At 39.7% G+C, this 19897-nt stretch carries 13 protein-coding genes; all 13 read left to right on the top strand.

Features of this window, described 5'->3' with window-relative positions; all coding sequences use genetic code 11:
- Positions 1-308 precede the first annotated feature (308 nt).
- The 13 genes from sigW (at position 309) to PBN151_RS03540 (ending at position 19342) form a co-directional block, all read left to right on the top strand.
- Entirely contained in the window at positions 309-875 is a 567-nt protein-coding gene (gene sigW / locus PBN151_RS03600; protein WP_021255710.1) for an RNA polymerase sigma factor SigW, read from the top strand.
- A 200-nt stretch (positions 876-1075) separates the two neighbouring features.
- Positions 1076-1693, top strand: coding sequence for a zf-HC2 domain-containing protein (locus tag PBN151_RS03595; protein ID WP_028532705.1), 618 nt, complete (start codon positions 1076-1078; stop codon positions 1691-1693).
- 194 nt (positions 1694-1887) lie between these two features.
- Positions 1888-2712 carry a diadenylate cyclase CdaA gene (gene cdaA / locus PBN151_RS03590; protein WP_021255712.1) on the top strand — a complete coding sequence of 275 codons (825 nt, stop codon included), beginning with the start codon at positions 1888-1890 and terminating at the stop codon, positions 2710-2712.
- Positions 2705-4144, top strand: coding sequence for a CdaR family protein (locus tag PBN151_RS03585; RefSeq protein WP_072727689.1), 1440 nt, complete (start codon positions 2705-2707; stop codon positions 4142-4144). Before cdaA ends, PBN151_RS03585 begins: the two co-directional genes overlap by 8 nt.
- Before the next feature lie 151 nt (positions 4145-4295).
- Entirely contained in the window at positions 4296-5639 is a 1344-nt protein-coding gene (glmM, locus tag PBN151_RS03580; RefSeq protein WP_072727688.1) for a phosphoglucosamine mutase, read from the top strand.
- Between the two features lie 823 nt (positions 5640-6462).
- Positions 6463-8298 carry a glutamine--fructose-6-phosphate transaminase (isomerizing) gene (gene glmS, locus PBN151_RS03575; RefSeq protein WP_072727687.1) on the top strand — a complete coding sequence of 612 codons (1836 nt, stop codon included), beginning with the start codon at positions 6463-6465 and terminating at the stop codon, positions 8296-8298.
- A gap of 177 nt (positions 8299-8475) precedes the next feature.
- A complete protein-coding gene (locus PBN151_RS03570) occupies positions 8476-9312 on the top strand; it encodes a heteromeric transposase endonuclease subunit TnsA (RefSeq protein WP_072727686.1) in 837 nt (278 codons plus the stop codon).
- Positions 9309-11477, top strand: a complete 2169-nt coding sequence (locus PBN151_RS03565) for a Mu transposase C-terminal domain-containing protein (protein WP_072727685.1) — start codon at positions 9309-9311, stop codon at positions 11475-11477. The genes PBN151_RS03570 and PBN151_RS03565 overlap by 4 nt, the downstream gene beginning before the upstream one ends.
- On the top strand, positions 11455-13146 hold the full coding sequence (locus PBN151_RS03560) for an ATP-binding protein (RefSeq protein ID WP_072727684.1): 1692 nt from the start codon (positions 11455-11457) through the stop codon (positions 13144-13146). Before PBN151_RS03565 ends, PBN151_RS03560 begins: the two co-directional genes overlap by 23 nt.
- A gap of 74 nt (positions 13147-13220) precedes the next feature.
- A complete protein-coding gene (locus PBN151_RS03555; RefSeq protein ID WP_072727683.1) occupies positions 13221-14969 on the top strand; it encodes a TnsD family Tn7-like transposition protein in 1749 nt (582 codons plus the stop codon).
- The gene (locus PBN151_RS03550) at positions 14959-16503 is read left to right on the top strand and encodes a Tn7-like element transposition protein TnsE (RefSeq protein ID WP_072727682.1); all 1545 of its coding nucleotides are present in this window, start codon (positions 14959-14961) and stop codon (positions 16501-16503) included. The genes PBN151_RS03555 and PBN151_RS03550 overlap by 11 nt, the downstream gene beginning before the upstream one ends.
- A 186-nt stretch (positions 16504-16689) precedes the next feature.
- Positions 16690-18486: an AAA family ATPase gene (locus PBN151_RS03545; RefSeq protein WP_072727681.1), complete on the top strand. Its 1797-nt coding sequence runs from the start codon at positions 16690-16692 to the stop codon at positions 18484-18486.
- Complete coding sequence (locus tag PBN151_RS03540) at positions 18473-19342, top strand: DNA adenine methylase (RefSeq protein WP_072727773.1); 870 nt, start codon at positions 18473-18475, stop codon at positions 19340-19342. The genes PBN151_RS03545 and PBN151_RS03540 overlap by 14 nt, the downstream gene beginning before the upstream one ends.
- The last annotated feature ends 555 nt before the right edge of the window (positions 19343-19897 follow it).

Genomic DNA, 19897 nt, shown 5'->3' with positions numbered 1-19897 from the left:
CAGTCGAGTCTTGAGCGATCGAGGCTCGACTTTTCCTGTGTTTATACATAGGAAAGAGTGCGTCGGCAAAGAAGAGCAGCATTGCTTCTGCATCGACACACTCGCACCCCTAGGGCAGCGACAGGCAGGGAACAAGGCTTCCCGAATGAGCCATTGTTCATTCACTGAATTCGGTGAATGATCGTGAGCACAGTAAGATACGTTGCTCCCAAGGTTCGCATTCCTGCTTACGATGTCCGGCATTGTCATTGAGGTGCAATGATTGAGAAGACATCGGCATAAGAGCAGTGAGGATGGAGGGAGACCGCTTGGATACGCTAGAACAACGGCTCGTGAGATTAGCTCGAAAAGGGGATACGCGAGCGTTTGCCGAGATTGTCGATTTATATAAGGATAAAATATTCCATCTTGCCTATCGCATGCTGAGCAATCGGCATGAAGCAGAGGATGTGGTACAAGATACATTTCTGCGTGTATATCGCAATTTGGATCGTTACGATGAGACTCAGAAGTTCTCGACTTGGATCTATCGTATCGGAACGAACCTATGCATTGATCGCTTGCGCAAACGGAAGCCGAATTATTCCCTTGATGCAGAGATGAATGACCAGGAGGGCATTGACGGGTATGCGATGATCCCTAGCGATAATCGTACACCTGAGACATACTTGCTTGTAAGCGAGACTCAGAAAATGGTCCATGAGGCTATTGAGAGTCTCCCTGCAAAATATAAGACCGTGATGGTGCTTCGTTACTTAAAGGATATGTCGCTGCAGGAAATTAGCGATGTACTGGATATGCCTGTGACCACGATCAAAACCAGGGTGCACCGGGGACGAGAATTTCTCCGCAAGAAGCTGGAACGTAAAATCTGATAAAAAATAGCAGGCTAAAGAGTGAAACTATTTTGCATTCAAGTCGTATCGTATAACAAGCCGAATGAGCCCTAACGAAAATGTATAGAATGTTGGGAAAGACTTCGGTGCATGACGATACGTCCCAGATAGGGTCATCCTTCTTAATGTAGGATGCGCCATCGTATCTGATTGGAGACTCCATGAAAGGATTGGCTCAAATGGATTGCAAACAAGCCGTCTCATTAATGCATGATTTACTAGATGACGATTTGACACCGGAATATGCACTCGAATTGAAAGAACATATGCTTGCATGCCCGGATTGCCGCGAACGATTTCGTCAGTTAGAGGAGATGGATACTCTGCTGTACAGCTTCAATCACCGAGTGCAGCCTGTATCGGATGATTTGACGGCACGGGTCATGAGCGTTATACCGAAGCCGAAGCAGCAAAGTGCGTTCATGCTATGGGTCAAACGTCACCCAGCCATTACCGTCGCAGCCGTCTTTGTGTTGGTTATGATGACAAGTGCGCTAAGTATGTGGAATGCGGATAAGCAGCTTATGGTCAAGGGCGCTGATCTGAATGGAGTTGTCGTAGAGAATAATAAGGTCATCGTGCCTTCGGATAAAGTAATATCAGGTAACTTAACGATTCATAACGGAGTCGCAGAAGTGTACGGCAAAGTGAAGGGCGATGTAACCGTCATTGACGGGAAGCTGTATCAAGCATCTACGGCAAATATTTCGGGATCGGTTCACCAAATCGACGAAGCACTAAGCTGGATGTGGTACCAGCTTACGAACTTGTTCGGCACGGGGCCGTCGTTGCCATAACGAATGACAGTATCCGTATCTGTTGTACCGAGGCTCTCCTGCAGCTATTGCAGGAGGGCTTTTTTGTAAGGATGGATAAGAATGGGATATAAATTTTGCTTCATCAAGACGAAAAGGTTATAGTTATACATAGAGAGGTGCTTCATCTTCTCATCAGGATCTTATCAGGGGAAACGAACGCCGGGGGTACCTGCATGAATTATTTTGCGGACATGTCGTGGAAAGACACGATCAAGAATATCATCGATATTTTAATCGTTAGTTATGTAATTTATAAGCTACTTGTGCTCATCCGCGGAACGCGTGCTGTCCAGTTGCTGAAGGGGATCTTTATCCTCGTTGTGACTTGGGCGATCAGTACGTGGTTTGATTTGTATACGCTGAAATGGCTTATGAATCAAATGTTTACGTTCGGGGTTCTTGCGATCGTAATTATTTTCCAACCAGAGCTGCGACGAGCATTGGAGCAGTTGGGTCGAGGGAAAATGTTCGGTGGACGCGCGGTAGCAGAGGAAGATGAGACGGCTCGTGTTATTAGCGAGCTTATTAAAGCAGTTAATTATATGTCACGACGTAAGATCGGTGCACTCATCGTCTTCGAACGTGTGACAGGGTTGAATGAATACACGGAGTCAGGCATTGCCATGAACTCCCGTATTAGCTCAGAGTTGCTCATTAACCTATTTATCCCGAATACACCACTGCACGACGGAGCAGTTATTATACAAGGCAGCCAAATAGCGGCAGCAGCTTGTTATTTGCCGTTGTCCGAGAATCCATTTATCAGTAAGGAATTGGGGACAAGACATCGGGCAGCTATTGGAATCAGTGAAGTATGTGATGCGATTTCTGTTGTCGTCTCCGAGGAGACGGGACAAGTGTCCCTTGCTATCAATGGACAAGTTGTGCGTGATATTAAGGAAGAATCACTCATATCCAAGCTGTTCGATGAGTTAAAGCCGAAGGCGAAGAAAGAACTAAAAATGTTCTGGAAACGAAAAGGTGAGCATCATGGATAAGTGGTTAATGAATAATAATGCAGCGAAGATTATTGCGTTAGTATTAGGTGTGCTTCTATTCGCTGTCGTACATAAAGACGATACAACACCGACTTCTCCGCAGCCGCTCATGGAATCTCGCTGGATTGATGACGTGCAAGTACGGATTGTCGGATTGGATACGAAGCAGCAGGTGATTAAGTCCATACGGCCGGATAAGGTTCGTATACAGGTTCGAGGCAAGCGGACAGCAATTGCTTCTGCATTGCCAGAGGATTATAAAGTAACACTTGATTTAACAGGCTATGGGAAGGGGAAGCATGTGGTACAGCTCCGTCATGAGTTGCCAACTGGAATCGACTTGATGTCGATGGAGCCGAGCAGTGCAACGATTGAGCTGGAGGATGTGCAGACGAAGGAGTACGAAGTACAGGTACAAACAGAAGGAACCCCTGCCAAAGGATATAAGGCAGGCACTCCAATTGTGCGCCCTTCGAACCGGGTTCATGTAACACTTCCCGCGTCTCGTATGGCTGAAGTAAAATCGATAGTAGGTACAGTAAGTGTCGATAAGGCGAATGAGTCAGTTATCACGAAGCGGGTGAAGTTGACGGCGTATAATGCGAGAGGCGATGAAGTGGAGGGAGCAGTCCTGACACCATCTTTTGTCGAGGTCGAAGTACCGATCACGAAGCCATTCAAGACCGTACCGCTCCAAGTGAATTTGACTGGACAATTAGCGGAAGGACTTGCTGTGTCAGCCTTGTCTCCAGATGTCAATCAGGTGACCCTGTACGGCCCTCAGGAAGCGTTGGATAAGATCGAATACTTGGATAATGTACAAGTCGATTTGCGCCAATTTGAAGCTGCTGGGACGTATAAGATAAAGGTACAATTGACGCCGCCTGCGAACATTGAGAAAATAGAACCGAGTGAGATTACTGTCGAATTGCAAATTTCGGGTGTAAAACAGCGTACGATAACGGACGTTCCTATTACACTAACGGGCGACAATGACCGATTGGAGACGACAATTGCGGAACCGGCTTCCCGCAAGATGGACGTTATTGTTGTTGGCGCACCGAATCTGATTGATGCGCTGAAGGTAAGTGACATTCAGCTGATTGCGAATGTGAATGACTTGCCTCCTGGTGAGCATACAGTGAACTTGCAGGTAAATTTACCTCGGTTCGTTCGACGAGTGGATTCAACTCCACTAACGATCAAGGTCGTGATTAAGGATACGGAAGCGCCCGTAACGACATTGCCTGATCCGAAGCCTCCTACTTCGATCCCAGAAGAAGTAGGCAACGGCTCGACATCAGGAACCCAGAATGAGACGGGGCATCCAAGCAATCCATCGACCGACACTCATGAGAATCCGCCTTCCTCGAATGAAGCGGAAGGAACACCGTCCGATGCGGTGAACGGATCAGTGGAACATTCCAACTAGAGATGTGTGACATCTATGAATTGACGAATAGAATAATGAAAAATCAAATTTACGACGTGAGAATAGATGCTGCACAGGATGGATTTATGATCGAAGGTGCTAACTACAGCAGATCATATTGATTGATGGCAGCATGAAGGAGAAGCGAACGATGGGGAAATATTTTGGTACTGATGGTGTACGCGGTGTAGCGAATCAGGAATTGACAGCAGAACTTGCTTTTAAAATTGGACGCTGTGGAGGCTATGTACTGACGAAGCAGGCATCAGGCAAACCGAAGGTGGTTATCGGTATGGATACGCGTGTATCTGGCCGTATGCTTGAGGCTTCATTGACAGCAGGTTTGCTGTCAATTGGCGCAGATGTCATCCAGCTTGGGGTGTTGTCCACACCAGCTGTTGCATATTTGACACGTGTATTGGGTGCTGACGCAGGGGTTATGATCTCTGCCTCCCATAACCCTGTACAGGACAACGGGATTAAGTTCTTCGGCAGCGACGGCTACAAGTTGCTTGATGAGACAGAACTTGAAATTGAGCAGCTAATGGATGCTGCTGAAGATGAGCTTCCTCGTCCAATTGGCGAAGGTCTCGGTACGGTTACAGTGGATACGGATGCGAAGTGGCGCTATGTAGAGTATTTGGAGTCAACCGTTGATCAACGCTTCGATGGAATGCGTATTGTGCTCGATTGCGCACACGGTGCTGCTTATGAGTTGGCACCACGCTTGTTCCGTGAACTTGGTGCAGAAGTAATCGCTATTGGCGCTGAGCCAACAGGTCTGAACATCAACGATCATTGCGGTTCAACGCATCCGGAAATGTTGAAGGAAGAAGTGCTGCGCCACAAGGCTCATTTGGGTCTGGCTTTTGACGGCGATGCGGATCGCTTGATTGCCATTGATGAACATGGCGAGGAAGTTGACGGCGACTTCATTCTGCTCATTTGCGGCGATGCAATGAAGCGGGCTGGTCGTTTGAATAGTGATACGATTGTAACAACAGTCATGAGCAACATTGGCTTCTTTAAGGGTGCTGAGAAGCACGGGTTGAATACAGCCAAGACGGCAGTTGGCGATCGCTACGTTATGGAAGAAATGCGCCGCGGTAATTATAACTTAGGCGGTGAGCAATCCGGACATGTTATCTTCTTGGATTACAATACGACAGGGGACGGCATGCTGTCTGGTATCCAATTGGTTGCTAACTTGAAGGCAAATGGCCAATCCTTAAGTGAAGCGAAGTCGCTTATGCGCAAATACCCGCAAGTGCTGGTGAACGTGCGTGTTGGGGATAAATCGAAATACCAAGGCAATGCAGCTATCGAGAAGGCGATTGCGGAAGTTGAGCAGGAGTTGGGTGACAATGGTCGCGTGCTCGTTCGTCCATCCGGGACAGAATCCCTGATACGTGTTATGGCCGAAGGCCCTGAGGCGGATATTGTAGAGGGATATGTAAACCGCATTGTAGAGGTTGTACAGAAAGAACTAGCTTAATAGGACTTGTTCAGAGCCGTTTGCTTGACGTTGGTCAGGTAAGCGGCTTTCTTCCTATTTTCTGTAGCATTGTTGCGGAAAATGGCTAAAGTGAATATAATGTAAGAACATGTTCCGCAAATACAGAGTGGATAAGGCGAAGCCGATGCCTGGAAGCTCAGCCAAGAAGCCGGTGTATGATGCAGGAACAGCTTATGCTAGAGGATGAGCCAGTCCTCTTCGTAAGGAAGATAGGAAATAGAAAAATAGAAGATGATTCACATATAGAAAGTGAGGATTGTGAGGTTGGCAATGTAACGGGCAACCGTTCAAGAAGCGCCAGCGCTTGCTGCTGAATCGGCCATTGCAGCGAGTGGACGAGGTGGAGGTGTTCGAAATGTTCGGCGGGGACCTCCCGGTGTGTTACCGGCACCGTAAGAGCATTAGCGGAATGCAGGAGAGGCGACTTTCCTGACAACGCATGCTTACGCAGGTATGTTTGATAATGAGATGGAGATACACTTGCATAGTCAAGGCGTATCCATTTGGAGATACAATGCAGCTGATTATCGCTGCCATTAAGATTTAACTCAATTAACTACTAAGAATCGGGCTGTCTCGTGGATGGACAGAGCACACAGAGTCCAAGCTGGCTAACAAGCTTGCTTGTTGTGCTGCTTGGCGAAGTAGGCTATTACAAATTAGGCTGCTTCCCTCGTTATCCATGAGCTTATTGAACTTTATAAGTCATCCAATAATGCTATGCACTCACGCTTATGAGGCATGGACTTCTGTGTGCGACGTCGCCAACTGGAGAGGCCGCGAATAATCGGAGGTCTATATTATGTGTGGTATTGTCGGATATATTGGAGCTAGAAATTCTCAAGCGGTGTTGTTGGAAGGATTGGGCAAGCTGGAGTATCGTGGATATGATTCTGCTGGCATTGCTGTATTCACACCGGAAGGCTTGCAAGTGCGCAAGGCACAAGGTAGATTAGCTGTCCTTGCTTCTCAATTGGAGGATGAGCCGCTGCAAGGTTCGGTAGGCATTGGCCATACTCGCTGGGCGACACATGGCAAGCCTTCGAATGAGAATTCGCATCCACATACGGATGCATCGATGAAGTTCTCTGTTGTTCATAATGGTATTATCGAGAACTATATGGAGCTGAAGGAAGAGCTGATCGCATCCGGAGTTGTATTCCGTTCAGAGACGGATACAGAGGTCATTTCTCATCTGATTGCTCAAGAGTATGAGGGAGATATTGTGAAGGCTGTGCAGAAGGCTACAGCGCGTATGCGCGGTGCTTATGCATTGGCTGTCCTGACAGAGCATGAACCGGATAAGCTGGTTGCTGTTCGCTTCGCAAGTCCGCTAGTTATCGGTATTGGAGAAGGCGAGAATTTCATCGGTTCGGATATTCCGGCGATTTTGCAATATACGCGTCGAGTGTATATTTTGAACGACAACGAAATGGCCGTACTGACTAAGGACGCTGTCGAATTGATGACGTTAGAGGGGAATTTTATTTCTCGGGAAATGATTGTTGTCGATTGGGACGTGTTGACTGCGGAAAAAGGCGGTTACGACCATTTCATGCTCAAAGAAATTCATGAGCAGCCCAAGGCATATCGCGACACGATGCGCGGTAGAATGCAAGAAGATCGCAGTGGAATCAAGCTTCCTGAGTTGAAGCATTTGACTGCAGAGAAATTACAAGAAATTCGCAACGTGCATATTGTCGCATGCGGTACTGCTTATCATGCAGGTCTTGTCGGACGTACGCTGATTGAGCAATGTGCTGGCGTTCCCGTGGAGACAGATGTCGCTTCGGAGTATCGCTACCGTTCGCCAATTATTACACCACAGACGCTTGTTATTGTTGTCAGCCAGTCTGGTGAGACAGCAGACACACTCGCAGCACTCCGTGAAGCAAAACGCTGCGGTGCGACGGTTCTGGCGATTACGAACGTCGTAGGCAGCTCGGTTGCCCGTGAAGCAGACGATACCATTGTTACATGGGCAGGTCCTGAGATTGCGGTTGCCTCTACTAAGGCGTACACATCACAACTTGTTGCCTTCATGATATTCAGCCTGTACTGGGCAGAGAAGCTTGGCCTTCACGATCAGGCTTGGATTCGTGAGCAGATTGCTGCGATGCAGGCATTGCCGGAGCAAGTGGAGCGCATTCTGGAGCAATCTGACGAGCTGAAGCGGGTTGCAGAGGACATTGCGAAGCACGACAATATGTTCTTTATCGGACGTGGTCTGGATTATGCGGTAGCATTGGAAGGATCGCTGAAGCTGAAAGAGATCTCATATATTCATTCCGAGGCGTATGCAGCGGGTGAATTGAAGCACGGTACACTTGCCTTGATCGAAGAAGGAGTACCTGTCATCGCACTGGCTACACAGACTGCGCTTGTTGAGAAGACAGTGAGCAACATTAAGGAAGTGAAGGCGCGCGGCGGTGTCGTTTATGCGATTACTGACGAAGCGAATGCTGCTGCTGTAGAGAAGGCGGTAGATGGCATGTTCGTACTGCCAGCTACGCTGTCTCGCTTGTCTCCTGCCTTGTCTGTAGTGCCATTGCAGCTTGTTGCTTACTATGCAAGCTTGGCACGAGGCAATGATGTGGATAAGCCAAGAAACTTGGCGAAGAGCGTGACGGTGGAATAAGGGATCGGCATTGAGTGAAGTTATTGTAGCTTTAAAATAATGTTTGATAATTTATATTAAGAATTGATAATTTAGAACAAAGTTTGATTATTTATAATAATGTTTGATAATAATAGCTCTTGAGGATATATTATCCTTGAGAGCTATTTTTTTATTTTGTTTTGTGGGGTGATTACAATGGCTAAGCGAAAAAGAACAGAGTCGATTGAAAAGAAGATTAAGGATGGTCGGGGTCAAGGTCAGGGAATCGATTATAAACCATGGCTAAAGATTCAAGATGTATCATCACTTGGTCGTTCTACACGCTTGAAAGGTATCAAAGTCCCACGGCAATATGAGTTTCTTTCAGATTTAGAAAGGAACTATTTTTATATATTAGAGTTTTCTGATTATGTTGTCGATATTCGAGAACAGTACCCGTTGAATGGTGAGGATACATTAATAATTGCAGAGGAACTTAGCCTTGACCATCCTAAACACCCTAAGACACAGGAACCAATAATTATGACGACTGACTTTATTGTGACCACACAAAGAAATGATCAAATACTTCATACTGCAAGAACCTTAAAGTATAAGAATGACTTAGCTGATAAGCGTGTTTTAGAGAAGTTTGAGATTGAGCGACGGTATTGGGAACGTCAAGGTATTGACTGGGGAATCGTTACGGAAGAGGAAATTCCTAAGAATTTAGCTCAAAATATCGCATTGATTCATTGTTACTATGAATTAAAAGACATAGAAGGGTTTCAAGAACTTGAGGAAATTGAAATCATAGATATGAGCATTCATATGATCAACCTTTTACTTAGAGAGACACTATCACTAAAGGAAGTATTTAACCAAGTTGAAGAAGACTTTGGATTAAGGATCGGAATGGCATTCTCATTGTACAAGCATCTATTAATTCGAAAATGTATTCAGGTAGATTTAAAAGAAGCTATTGATATCAGAAAGATTGTTTCTATTCTTGCTGTTGTTCGAGACTACTCAAGTAAGGAGGACACGATGTGATTTATTTCAATCATGTATACCAGTACATAAATATTGAGAAAAATAATCGATTTCGTGTTGTGGAGCTTAATTCGCCGTATGCATATATTGTAGATCTGGACAGTGATACTTCTATGCCAAAACAAGTTGAGATATCTGTTCTAGATATTGAAATTATGGCTGAAACTTTGCTGCCTATTCCAGATCCTTATGCAAGGAACTATGATGACCGAAATTTATCCTTCACTATCGTTAAGAAGCGTGATTCAGAATGGGATATTGTTAGTTATGGCTGGAATACTTATAGATCTGAGTTGTTAACAAAGCAGAAAAGAGAAGCAATAATCGAACAATTAGCTGCTCAACATAACACAAATAAGTTAAAGATCAAGCGTATCTTTACACGTTTTTGGCAAAGAGGTCTAGTGAAAAATGCTTTGTTACCAGATTATATTTACTCTGGCGGTAAAGGAAAAACAAGGGTTCTGACTGATGTTAAAGTTGGCAGGCCAAGGAAATACGGATCTCAAGATGGTAATCAAGGTATCAATATTACTGAAGAGGTTAAACTTCAGTTTTTCCATGTTATAAAGAAATATTACAGACAAAAGGAAAAACAATCATTAGCAGACACCTATGACCTTCTTTTGAGAGATTTTTATTCTGATGTTTATTACGAGAATAGTGTTAAAAAGTTTAAGGTATGGGATAGAACAAGAATACCTACATACCATCAGTTTTATTATTGGTATAACAAAAATAAGGACGATAAAGCAGATATTTTATTTCGAGAAAGTACAAAATACTTTGAATCAAATAAAAGACCTTTACTGAGTAACTCCTTAAGTGAAGTTGATGGCCCTGGAGCTCGTTATCAGGTTGATGCGACAATTGCTGATATCTATTTGGTTAGTTCGTTTGATCGCTCATTAATCATTGGTCGACCAGTGGTTTACGGTGTCATTGATGTATACTCACGAATGGTAACAGGAATTTATGTAGGACTAGAGGGCCCTTCATGGGTTGGAGCGATGATGGCCCTGGATAATATGATAACAGATAAAGTTGAGTATTGTTCAAAGTATGAGATTCCTATTAACGAAACACAATGGCCAGCAAAACACTTGCCAGATATTATACTAGCTGATCGAGGTGAGTTTGAGGGCTACGCAGTTGAAGGGTTGATAAATAATTTAAGAATTAAAATTGAAAATACTTCTGCTTATCGAGGTGACCTTAAAGGAATCATTGAACGTCATTTTCGCACAATGAATGGGAGAATTAAACGAACTTCTCCTGGGACTATCCAGAAAGAGTTTAGACAAAGAGGCGATCGAGATTATCGTTTAGACGCTACGCTTAATTTAAAGGAATTCACTAAGATAGTGATTCACATAGTGTTGGAGCATAATCAAACTATCATTGAGAAATATCCACTTGAAAAAGGGATGATTACAAGTGGATTGACTGCAACTCCTATTCACTTATGGAACTGGGGAAAAGAAAACAAAAAAGGCCGATTACAAATAGTTACCGATCCAAACGTGTATCGACTTAATCTACTGCCTAAGGGAAATGCTCGTATTACACGAGCAGGCATTAAGTTCAAAGGTTTGTCCTATAGTTCTGACAAGGCTATTCAGGAGCAGTGGTACTTAAAAGTAAAAAATAAAAGTATAGAAATTGCTTACGATCCTAGAGATGTATCTCAAATATATATTCTTCATCAGAATGGTCGAACATATGATATGTGCTATTTACTGGCGAAAAATGAGGAGTATAAAGGAGATGCATTAGAAGAAGTAGAGTTCTATCGAGAGTTGCTTCAGGAGGCAAAGTTAGCAGATCAAGCGAAGCAGAGTGAAGTGACAATTAATACGGACATTGCAATTTCCACTATTATCAGACAAGCAGAATCAGAAAAAAAGCAGGATGATAATGGATTATTGAGCAAGGCTTCTAAGCTAAAAGGTATTAGAGTTAACCGTAAAGCCGAAAAGGAACTTCAAAGATCCCGTGAAAAGTTTGATTTACTACCAAAAAATTCAATAAGGGAAAAGCCTGCTGAAGTTATTAAATTAAGCAAACGGGTACAAGCGGACGAACAATCGGTACCTCGTTCTAATAATGCACGTTTAATGGAAAAACTAAAGAAAAAGCGAGATGAACAATTTGGAAAACGATAACTATCTTTATCAAATTGTAGCGGAACGTGCTGTGTACAAGGAGCAAGAATTAGAGGACTATGCAAATAATCCATTCCTCGAGGCAATGCCACCTATATTTAGTGAAGATGATGTGTTAGAGCACTTTATGTATACTCCGATTATTTCTGATTCTGATCGATCATCACCAGAAAACCTTCGCTATCATGTACTAAAGCGAGTAAAGAGTTTTATTCAGCCATTGCCTATTCACTTTTTAGTCGAACGGAGATTGTCTACGTTAATACGTAGAGGATACTTGGCTAGAAATCCTTTAAACATTAATTTTCTCGAACGATTAAGAGTTCTTGCAGAGATGCGTGATGAGAAAGATCAAGGACATTTGTATATGAAAGATCGATTAACTTACATAGGCTCAACAGCAGATAGTTTATCGATTATTGGAATATCTGGAATAGGTAAAACAACGGCAATAGAACGATTATTACAGATGTACCCACAGGTTATAAAGCATGAATTTTATCGTGATATACCTCTGAATCGAACACAGATTGTTTGGCTGAAAATCGATTGTCCTTATGATGGGAACCTATCAACTTTATGCAAAAGCTTTTTTGAAGAGATTGATCGTATCTTAGGTACTAGATATCTAGATAAGTTTGGGTATTTGACGAGAGTTACATCCTCGATGCTATTGCACATGACGTCTTTAGCGAGTTTGTATGGCATTGGAGTACTTGTTATTGATGAAATTCAGCACTTATTGAATTCTAAGAATGATCAAGAAGAGATGTTAAACTTTTTTGTTACACTGTCTAATACTGTCGGAATCCCAACGGTACTAATAGGTACTTCTAAAGCGCAACAATTATTTAAGGGGAATTTTAGACAAGCTCGTCGCGCAGGAAGTGATGGGTCTATTGTTTGGGATCGAATGAGTGAAGAAAGTGCAGAATGGGAGTTTTTCATTGAGACACTTTGGGAGCTTCAATGTTTGAAGTCGCGTACGGAGTTGACAGATGAAATTAAGAAAACAATTTACTACGAATGCCAAGGGATTACCGCTATAGCTGTTAACTTGTTCATTCTTACTCAGGAAAGAGTGTTGTTTGACGAAAATAATCCGAATGAAGTGATCACTCCGTTGGACATACGTACTACAGCGAAAGTTGATATGAAAATTATTCAGCCGATGATCAAGGCAATTCGTACAAATAACGTTAGGGATATGATTCGATATGAAGACATAATGGTTAATTTGGATGATCTTATGCTCCAGCATAAACAAGGAATTGAATATGAAGGAAAAGTAAGAAACGCCCTTAAAGAGAGAATTAACACTGTTGAATATAAACAGAAGGATATTAGTGAACGTATTGCTGTTGAGTTAGCTGCAGCAGGCTTGTTTTCATCGCTTAAGTCAAGTGAAATTCAAATCATTGTTAAGAAAATAGTTGAACGTAACCCGATTGATACGAACTACGATCTTCTTAAGATGGAATGCTTAGAAGAGCTATCAAAGTGTTGTAAAGAAATGCAACACAAAGTAAAAGTGAAAGTACCTCTTCTCCCCTTACTCAATATATATGAACAGGCATTAAAAAAGAAGGAGCACCCGTATGAAGTACTTAAGGCAAAGTATTATATAAAAGATCCATTAGTTGAATTTTTTCATCAAGTAGGAAGTTGATGTTGAAGATCGATTAAAACCTAGCAACTTTAGAAAAAATGGTAATAAATCTAAAGTTGCTAGGAGTGTTCAGGTTGCTTACTTTCTTTACCAATCCTTATCCCGATGAATTATTATACTCAGCAGTAGCTAGATATCATTACTATATTGGAAATCTAGATTTGAAAGATACGTTGGAGGAAGTATTCGGATCAAGAAATGTTATTCCGAGTGTCGGAATAAGCACTCATTTAGAAGGATTTATAAATCGAATTGGAAATAGTTATACAATTGGAGAGATATTACAGAAGCATACAATATACCCGTACTATGCACCTTTTTTATCTAGAGAAAAGCAGCAGCTTATTGTATGTGATGTTGCTGGTCAAGGTCAAGGACTGTATACAAGGCTAGGAGTTGTTGCAGGCGGCATTTGTAAAAAGGAAGGTTTGTTTTATTGTCCAGCATGTGTGCAAGATGACGTTGCAGTGTATGGAGAAACGTATATCCATCGACAACATCAGCTTGAGGGAATTTCCTATTGTGCTAAACATTCATTTGCGTTACGAAAGTACCCTCTTTCATGGTCTATTGGTAGTCGAATTGCGCTCATTCGATTTAATCATACTGTAATGGATTTGAGCAATAGCCCAACAGATAATTCTGAACTTGATATTAAGGCCGAACTTGAGCTTGCGCGAATGGCAGACCAGCTAATGAAAGTACCAATTGATGTGCTGGATCGGGATAAAATACGTACTAAATTTTTGCTTTTATTAAGGGAGCGAAATTTAGTAACAGCATCTATGTCAATCAGACAGAATAAGTTACATCATATGTTTATTTCAAAGATGCCATTAACATTGCTAAAGAAGCTTGAGTCTGAAATTGACATGGATTATGAATACAATTGGCTTCGGGTCCTTACAAGAAAAGGTGAGCGTCATGTCCATCCTTTACGACATTTACTCATGTTGTCTTTTCTTAGTCAGGATATAGAGGGTTTACTGAATATTAGAAGTTTAGAGGGTATATTTGGTCAGGAACCCTGGCCCTGTTTAAATAAGGCAGCAGCTCATTATAGTGACAACGTCATAACGCAGATTCAAATTTCAAGAGATTACAAAACGGGCGATCCCATCGGTACATTCTCATGTTCGTGTGGGTTTGTATATTCCCGCAAAGGTCCTGACCATAACGAACAAAATCGATATCGAATTGGACGAGTTAAAAATTTTGGATCAGTATGGATGGATAAGTTGCAGCAGTTAAGAGCGACCACCATGAGTATTAGAGCAATTGCGCGAACGTTAGGTGTAGATAGTAAAACTGTATTGAAATATGTATCTCAAGAGAAAGTATTTTTCAACAAGGATAAAGAAATTATTAATACAGAACCAGACCGATCCAGCCCGGCGGGATCTGATAAGAAGAATAGAATAAACTCACAAAAGACTTATCGAGTCAATTGGAATTTGCGGGATGAAGAGTATTTTGAAAGGATAACAGAGTTGTATAACTATTTGCTTCAGCATCACCATTCTATTCGAATATCCAAATCCATTCTAGCAAGGAATCTCGGTAAATCAACAATGCTTAACCTTAAATTAGATAACCTGCCACGGACGAAACAATTACTCGCTGAAATTACGGAAAGTGTTCAACAGTTTCAAATTAGAAGATGTAAAAGGATTATTGATCAAATGATCCTTCAACAGGAACCGGTTCTACTTTGGAAAATTCAAAGAATTGGAGGCATAAAAACCCATCATTTTCATCAAATAAAACCACTTCTTGAAAGATATACACACATAAGACAAGGATGGTGCACCGATGAGCTATAGAACAGTTAAGCAAGGTAACTGGCCTTTCTTCAAAGGGGAATTGGCGCAATTAATTTGGATTCGTTCTCCAATTCAGAGAAATGGCAAGCAGATGATAAGAGCATACTTTAGAGCTAACGGAGTTACCAAGTGTATAGAAGTTGACTGGGGAACTCTTCCTTTATTAGCTATACAGCATTATTATCAAGATGGAAATCTAATGAAGGCATTCTCACCTGATGATTCCGAAATTATTGAAGTTACGATAAACCCTCAATCGGTGCGTTATTCAGAGAAAGAATGGAGAATCCAAGGGGCTAGAGATGAAGATGTTTCACAATCTTTTACCGTTACATGTGAGGGGGAAAAGTATACACTCCCTTTAATTGAGGTAATCCGAAGTATTTTGGCACCTAATCGATTTTTGTTGTATCAGACCTTTGACCCAAATTCCTTTCCGCTATATTTTCATCACAATGTTGAAGACCAGAAAATCCATTTCCAATTTACTTCACTCTATGAATTCAAATACACACGACCAGAATTTTTACTACATCTTGCTTGGTTAGTTTCGAATCCTGATATTATGCAAGTGTTCGAGAGTATTAAGCACTGTTATATGAACAACGGTAAGTTGATGTTTGACTGGGCATTTCAACAATCTATAACCGTGAAAGCATTAGTAAAGCCTAACTCCTATGGATATACCATTCTGCGCGTACTAGGTGTAATGAATAAGCAAATGCCGTTTAAGGAAATTACATTCACACATCCGAAATTAAATAATCATCAACGTTCAAATGAGCCTAAAAAGTACATTCTGAAAAATAAAAGTAAATATGCTGAAAACGAGGAAGTTGAACTCAGTGAAGAATTCGATGGGACAACAAGTGATTTTGATATTGTAGATATGGAGAGCCAAAGTCATGAGTACACTTTACAGCCTAAAATTACGAGAATCCGTAAAAATGTCGATAAGCAACGCTCATTTGAAGATGAGAATACCAAAGTGTATTACTTAGACGATGAAGGTAAACGTTCTACTGCAGATATTGGTGGTTATCAGATAGCGCGTGCTCTAGAGCACAAACCGCTTCATGAGATAAAAGTACAAGGCGAATTAGACGAGTTCATACAAACCCTACAATTGTTAGAAAAAGCTCAAAATATTAAGTCCATACGTGCACATGTAGATATCTTGCCCGATACTGGAGGTGAAAGAAAATTTAAATATTTAAATGATGGTGTTACTAGAAGGCGATATGTATGGGCAGAAGTTGTTTTGCAGGATGGCAAGATTATAAATGTGTTGGAAATAGAAAGAGAACTATATTCTTTATCAACTTTGTTCATTCACTCTGAGAACATTTCTGAATATAAAAGTGTAATTCAGAAGATATTAGCTAATCTCATTCATGATCAAGGAAGTTGGTTGTCTAAGTCTTTGGATTCTATTCGAGATATGGGAATACAAATATCCAAACTAAAGCACGGTTTAAATAAACCGGAGAATAGATCGAACACAATTATTAAGCATATCATGCTTATTACATAAGACTTGAAGCTATATAGTGAATTTGGACTATCTTATAATCGATATCGTGGTAATATAGAGTGGTAGAACTACTAGATGTATTGGTTAGGGAGAAAAAATATCGATTAAGTTATTTTGAGATTAGAAAATGATTTACGAATATAGCAACTAATTTAGGAAATGCAATATCATAAAGGAGCTAGGAGAATGAGTAAGAATTTATATGTCAAAAGCTACAGAAAACTAATTGATGTTGAATTTGAACTTTCACCGAAAATTAACATTATTTCTGGCACTAATGGCACTTGTAAAAGCTCAATATTGTATTTGTTATCAAATTCATATCAAGAATTAAAAGGATCACATAATCTCAAAGATTGCATAGATGTTATAAACAAAATAAATAACAAAATGAATCCCAAAATTGAATCGTTAAGTAGAGGAGACAAAGAGTATAATGACCCGACTAATAATACAAAGGGAGCAATACTAGAAGTTGAATATTTTAATGGTAGTAAATTAGAGTTTAGAAAACATAATTCATCTATAAACTCAAGATACGCTATTAAACCCCCTTATGGTAAAAATAAGAAGGAGTCATTACCTGTATTACCTGTAATTTATTTAGGGCTATCTCGATTAATTTCCTATGGTGAATATCATGAGCTTAACTTAGATTCTATTATTGAAAAACTCAGTAAAAAGTTAGATGAAGCTTCGTTGAAAAGCGTTAAATCAATTTTAAGAAGAGAATTAAAAAATAATTATATCAGTGAAATAAATAAAAGATTGCCGGATAAATACATACAAACCATTAATGATTTGTATGAGGATTTTACAAGTGTAAAAGTTAGTCATCAATCTTATAATAATATTGGAGATCTTAAGAAACGTGCAGAATTCTCTACTAGTATTACTGGTATTGATTCTAATACGATATCAGCAGGAGAAGATAATTTATACATTATAATTACTGCATTAGTATCGCTGCAATATTATTATGATGAACTCCATAAACACAGTATATATGAGAGCTCTGAAATTCAGAGTTTACTTTTAATTGATGAACTTGATGCAACCTTGCATCCTTCTTATCAAATAAAATTATTTAAAATATTGGAGAAGTATTCCTCAGATTACGGAATACAGATAGTTTTCACAACACATAGCTTGACTTTGATTGATTATGGAATAAAACAAAAAGCAAAAGTTATTTATTTATTAAATGAACAAAATAAGGTAAGCGTTGTTAATGATATAGATATGTTTTCGATAAATATGTATTTGAGACAAATTACAAAGGGACAAATGGATAATAATAAAATTCCCATCTTTACAGAAGATAAGGAAGCAAGAGATCTTCTTGAAATATTATTCATGTGTTACTCAGATTTAGATAGAGAGTTCACTAAAATACGAGATTATTTCCATTTGATAGAAGGTAACATGGGGTGTGATAATCTTAAAAGTATCTTTAATGATTCTCTTCTTACTGATAATGTACTGAAAGCTATCTGTATTCTTGATGGAGATTCACAAAACGATTTGAGTAAAAATATAGTTATTTTGCCAGGTGGTAAGAATCCTGAAGAACTTATATTTTCATATTTATGCAAACTAATTAATGACCCGAAACACGAGAAATTTTGGAGTGTAGAGAGAGCGCATGTAAAGGATGATGGGTTTACAATTGATGTTGCAAAAGAAATATATAATGAAATTGATACTATGTTAGAAACCATTTCAAGTAAGGAAGAGAGAGGTGATTCTGTCAAAGGTATGAGAAGACAAGAAAACAAGAAGCTATATCGTAGACACAAGAATATTTTTGAAAAGATTTTCCTCGAATGGGTTCAAGATGAAGATAATAGAAATGAACTTCAAGGTTTTTATAATAATTTGCATGCTGTTTTTCGAAAAACATATGTAGCATATAATATCCCCTCTTCAGCATGGAAGAATAAAAAGAGTTTGTTTATAAGTGAACAATATGCCGGTAACTGATACACCATTAAGATACCCAGGGGGGAAGACACAATTATCAAAGTTCGTCACTAATCTGTTATTGATCAACAATGTAAATAACACAATTTATGTTGAACCATTTTCCGGTGGAGCTGGAATTTCTATATCATTATTATTAAAGGGAATTGTAGATAAAATTATTATCAACGATATTGACCCTTCAATTCATGCTTTTTGGTACTCCATTTTAAATTATCACGAGTTATTTATATCATTAATAGAGAATACGGATGTTACGATAGAAAGTTGGAACAAACAAAAGAAGATAAACGAAATTTACAAAAATGATCCTTATTCTATAGAAAACGGTTTTTCAACATTTTTTTTGAATCGGACTAATAGAAGTGGTATTATTTCGGGGGGAGTAATAGGCGGGAGAAGTCAAGTTGGGAAATACAAAATTGATTGTCGATACAATAAGCCGAATTTAATACAGAAAATTCAGAATATTGTTTCGAAGAAAGATCAAATAATGTTATTCAATCAGGATGCAAATATATTAATTGATCAAAATATTAAAAATCTTGATCCTCAAAATACGTTTATTTTTTTTGATCCGCCTTATTATATGCAAGGAAATAAATTATACACAAATTCATTTGAGCATCAAGATCATGTGGATTTATATAACTCAATTATAGAGTTAAGAGAATATCATTGGATAACAACTTATGACCATCATCAAGCAATTATTGATATTTATAAAGATGTTCCTCAGTATCAATATTCTTTACAGTACTCAGCTCAAAACAAACGAAAAGAAAGAGAGTTACTTTTCTCTAATGCAATAACCAAAGTTGAATCATTCAATAAAATAATGATAGAAAGAGTGTAGACTCGTAGTTTTATAAAGTGATGAATTAAAGTGATTTTTTTGTAATAAGTTGATCAGGCTTTGTTATAATTTAAAATTGAGTTTTAATTTTATCAAACTTTGTTCTAAAAAACTACTTAAGTATCAAGCGTTTTCTGCATTTTTTATCAATCATAATTGTTAAAACCCTTGATTAGTTTAATGGGGAATCAAGGGTTTTTAAGTATGAAATTATCAAACATTATTTTAAAGCTACAGTTATTTGTCAGAAGAAAATAAAGTGTTAGACTGAAAAATAAAGTATTAGACTAGGAAAAAAAGTTGTAGACTGAGAAAATAAAGTATTAGACTCACAGATACGGACATACTGCTACTAGTAGCTCTTCTACAGTCTTAGATTCGACATCTAGAATAACAACACGACTCCTCTTTTTGTGGGGCTACCTTTAGGTAGCCTCATTTTTTTATAGATTGGGAGTGGAATGAATGGCTAAGCGGAAACGTGAGATTACACAAGCTAAGATAGAGCGATTTCTTAAAGAAGGAACAGGTCAAGGTAATGGAAAGGACTATCTT

Source organism: Paenibacillus sp. NAIST15-1 (assembly GCF_001894745.1).
GTDB lineage: Bacteria > Bacillota > Bacilli > Paenibacillales > Paenibacillaceae > Paenibacillus_B > Paenibacillus_B suaedae.
The sequence above is the reverse complement of the archived record's forward strand: the minus strand, read 5'-3'. Positions and strand labels throughout refer to the sequence as shown.

Bases quoted from the DNA above. Each gene is read 5' to 3' on its own strand.
- PBN151_RS03595 (WP_028532705.1), top strand. From the start codon at position 1,076: ATGGATTGCAAACAAGCCGTCTCATTAATGCATGATTTACTAGATGAC.
- cdaA (WP_021255712.1), top strand. From the start codon at position 1,888: ATGAATTATTTTGCGGACATGTCGTGGAAAGACACGATCAAGAATATC.
- PBN151_RS03585 (WP_072727689.1), top strand. From the start codon at position 2,705: ATGGATAAGTGGTTAATGAATAATAATGCAGCGAAGATTATTGCGTTA.
- glmM (WP_072727688.1), top strand. From the start codon at position 4,296: ATGGGGAAATATTTTGGTACTGATGGTGTACGCGGTGTAGCGAATCAG.
- glmS (WP_072727687.1), top strand. From the start codon at position 6,463: ATGTGTGGTATTGTCGGATATATTGGAGCTAGAAATTCTCAAGCGGTG.
- PBN151_RS03570 (WP_072727686.1), top strand. From the start codon at position 8,476: ATGGCTAAGCGAAAAAGAACAGAGTCGATTGAAAAGAAGATTAAGGAT.
- PBN151_RS03560 (WP_072727684.1), top strand. From the start codon at position 11,455: ATGAACAATTTGGAAAACGATAACTATCTTTATCAAATTGTAGCGGAA.
- PBN151_RS03550 (WP_072727682.1), top strand. From the start codon at position 14,959: ATGAGCTATAGAACAGTTAAGCAAGGTAACTGGCCTTTCTTCAAAGGG.
- PBN151_RS03545 (WP_072727681.1), top strand. From the start codon at position 16,690: ATGAGTAAGAATTTATATGTCAAAAGCTACAGAAAACTAATTGATGTT.
- PBN151_RS03540 (WP_072727773.1), top strand. From the start codon at position 18,473: ATGCCGGTAACTGATACACCATTAAGATACCCAGGGGGGAAGACACAA.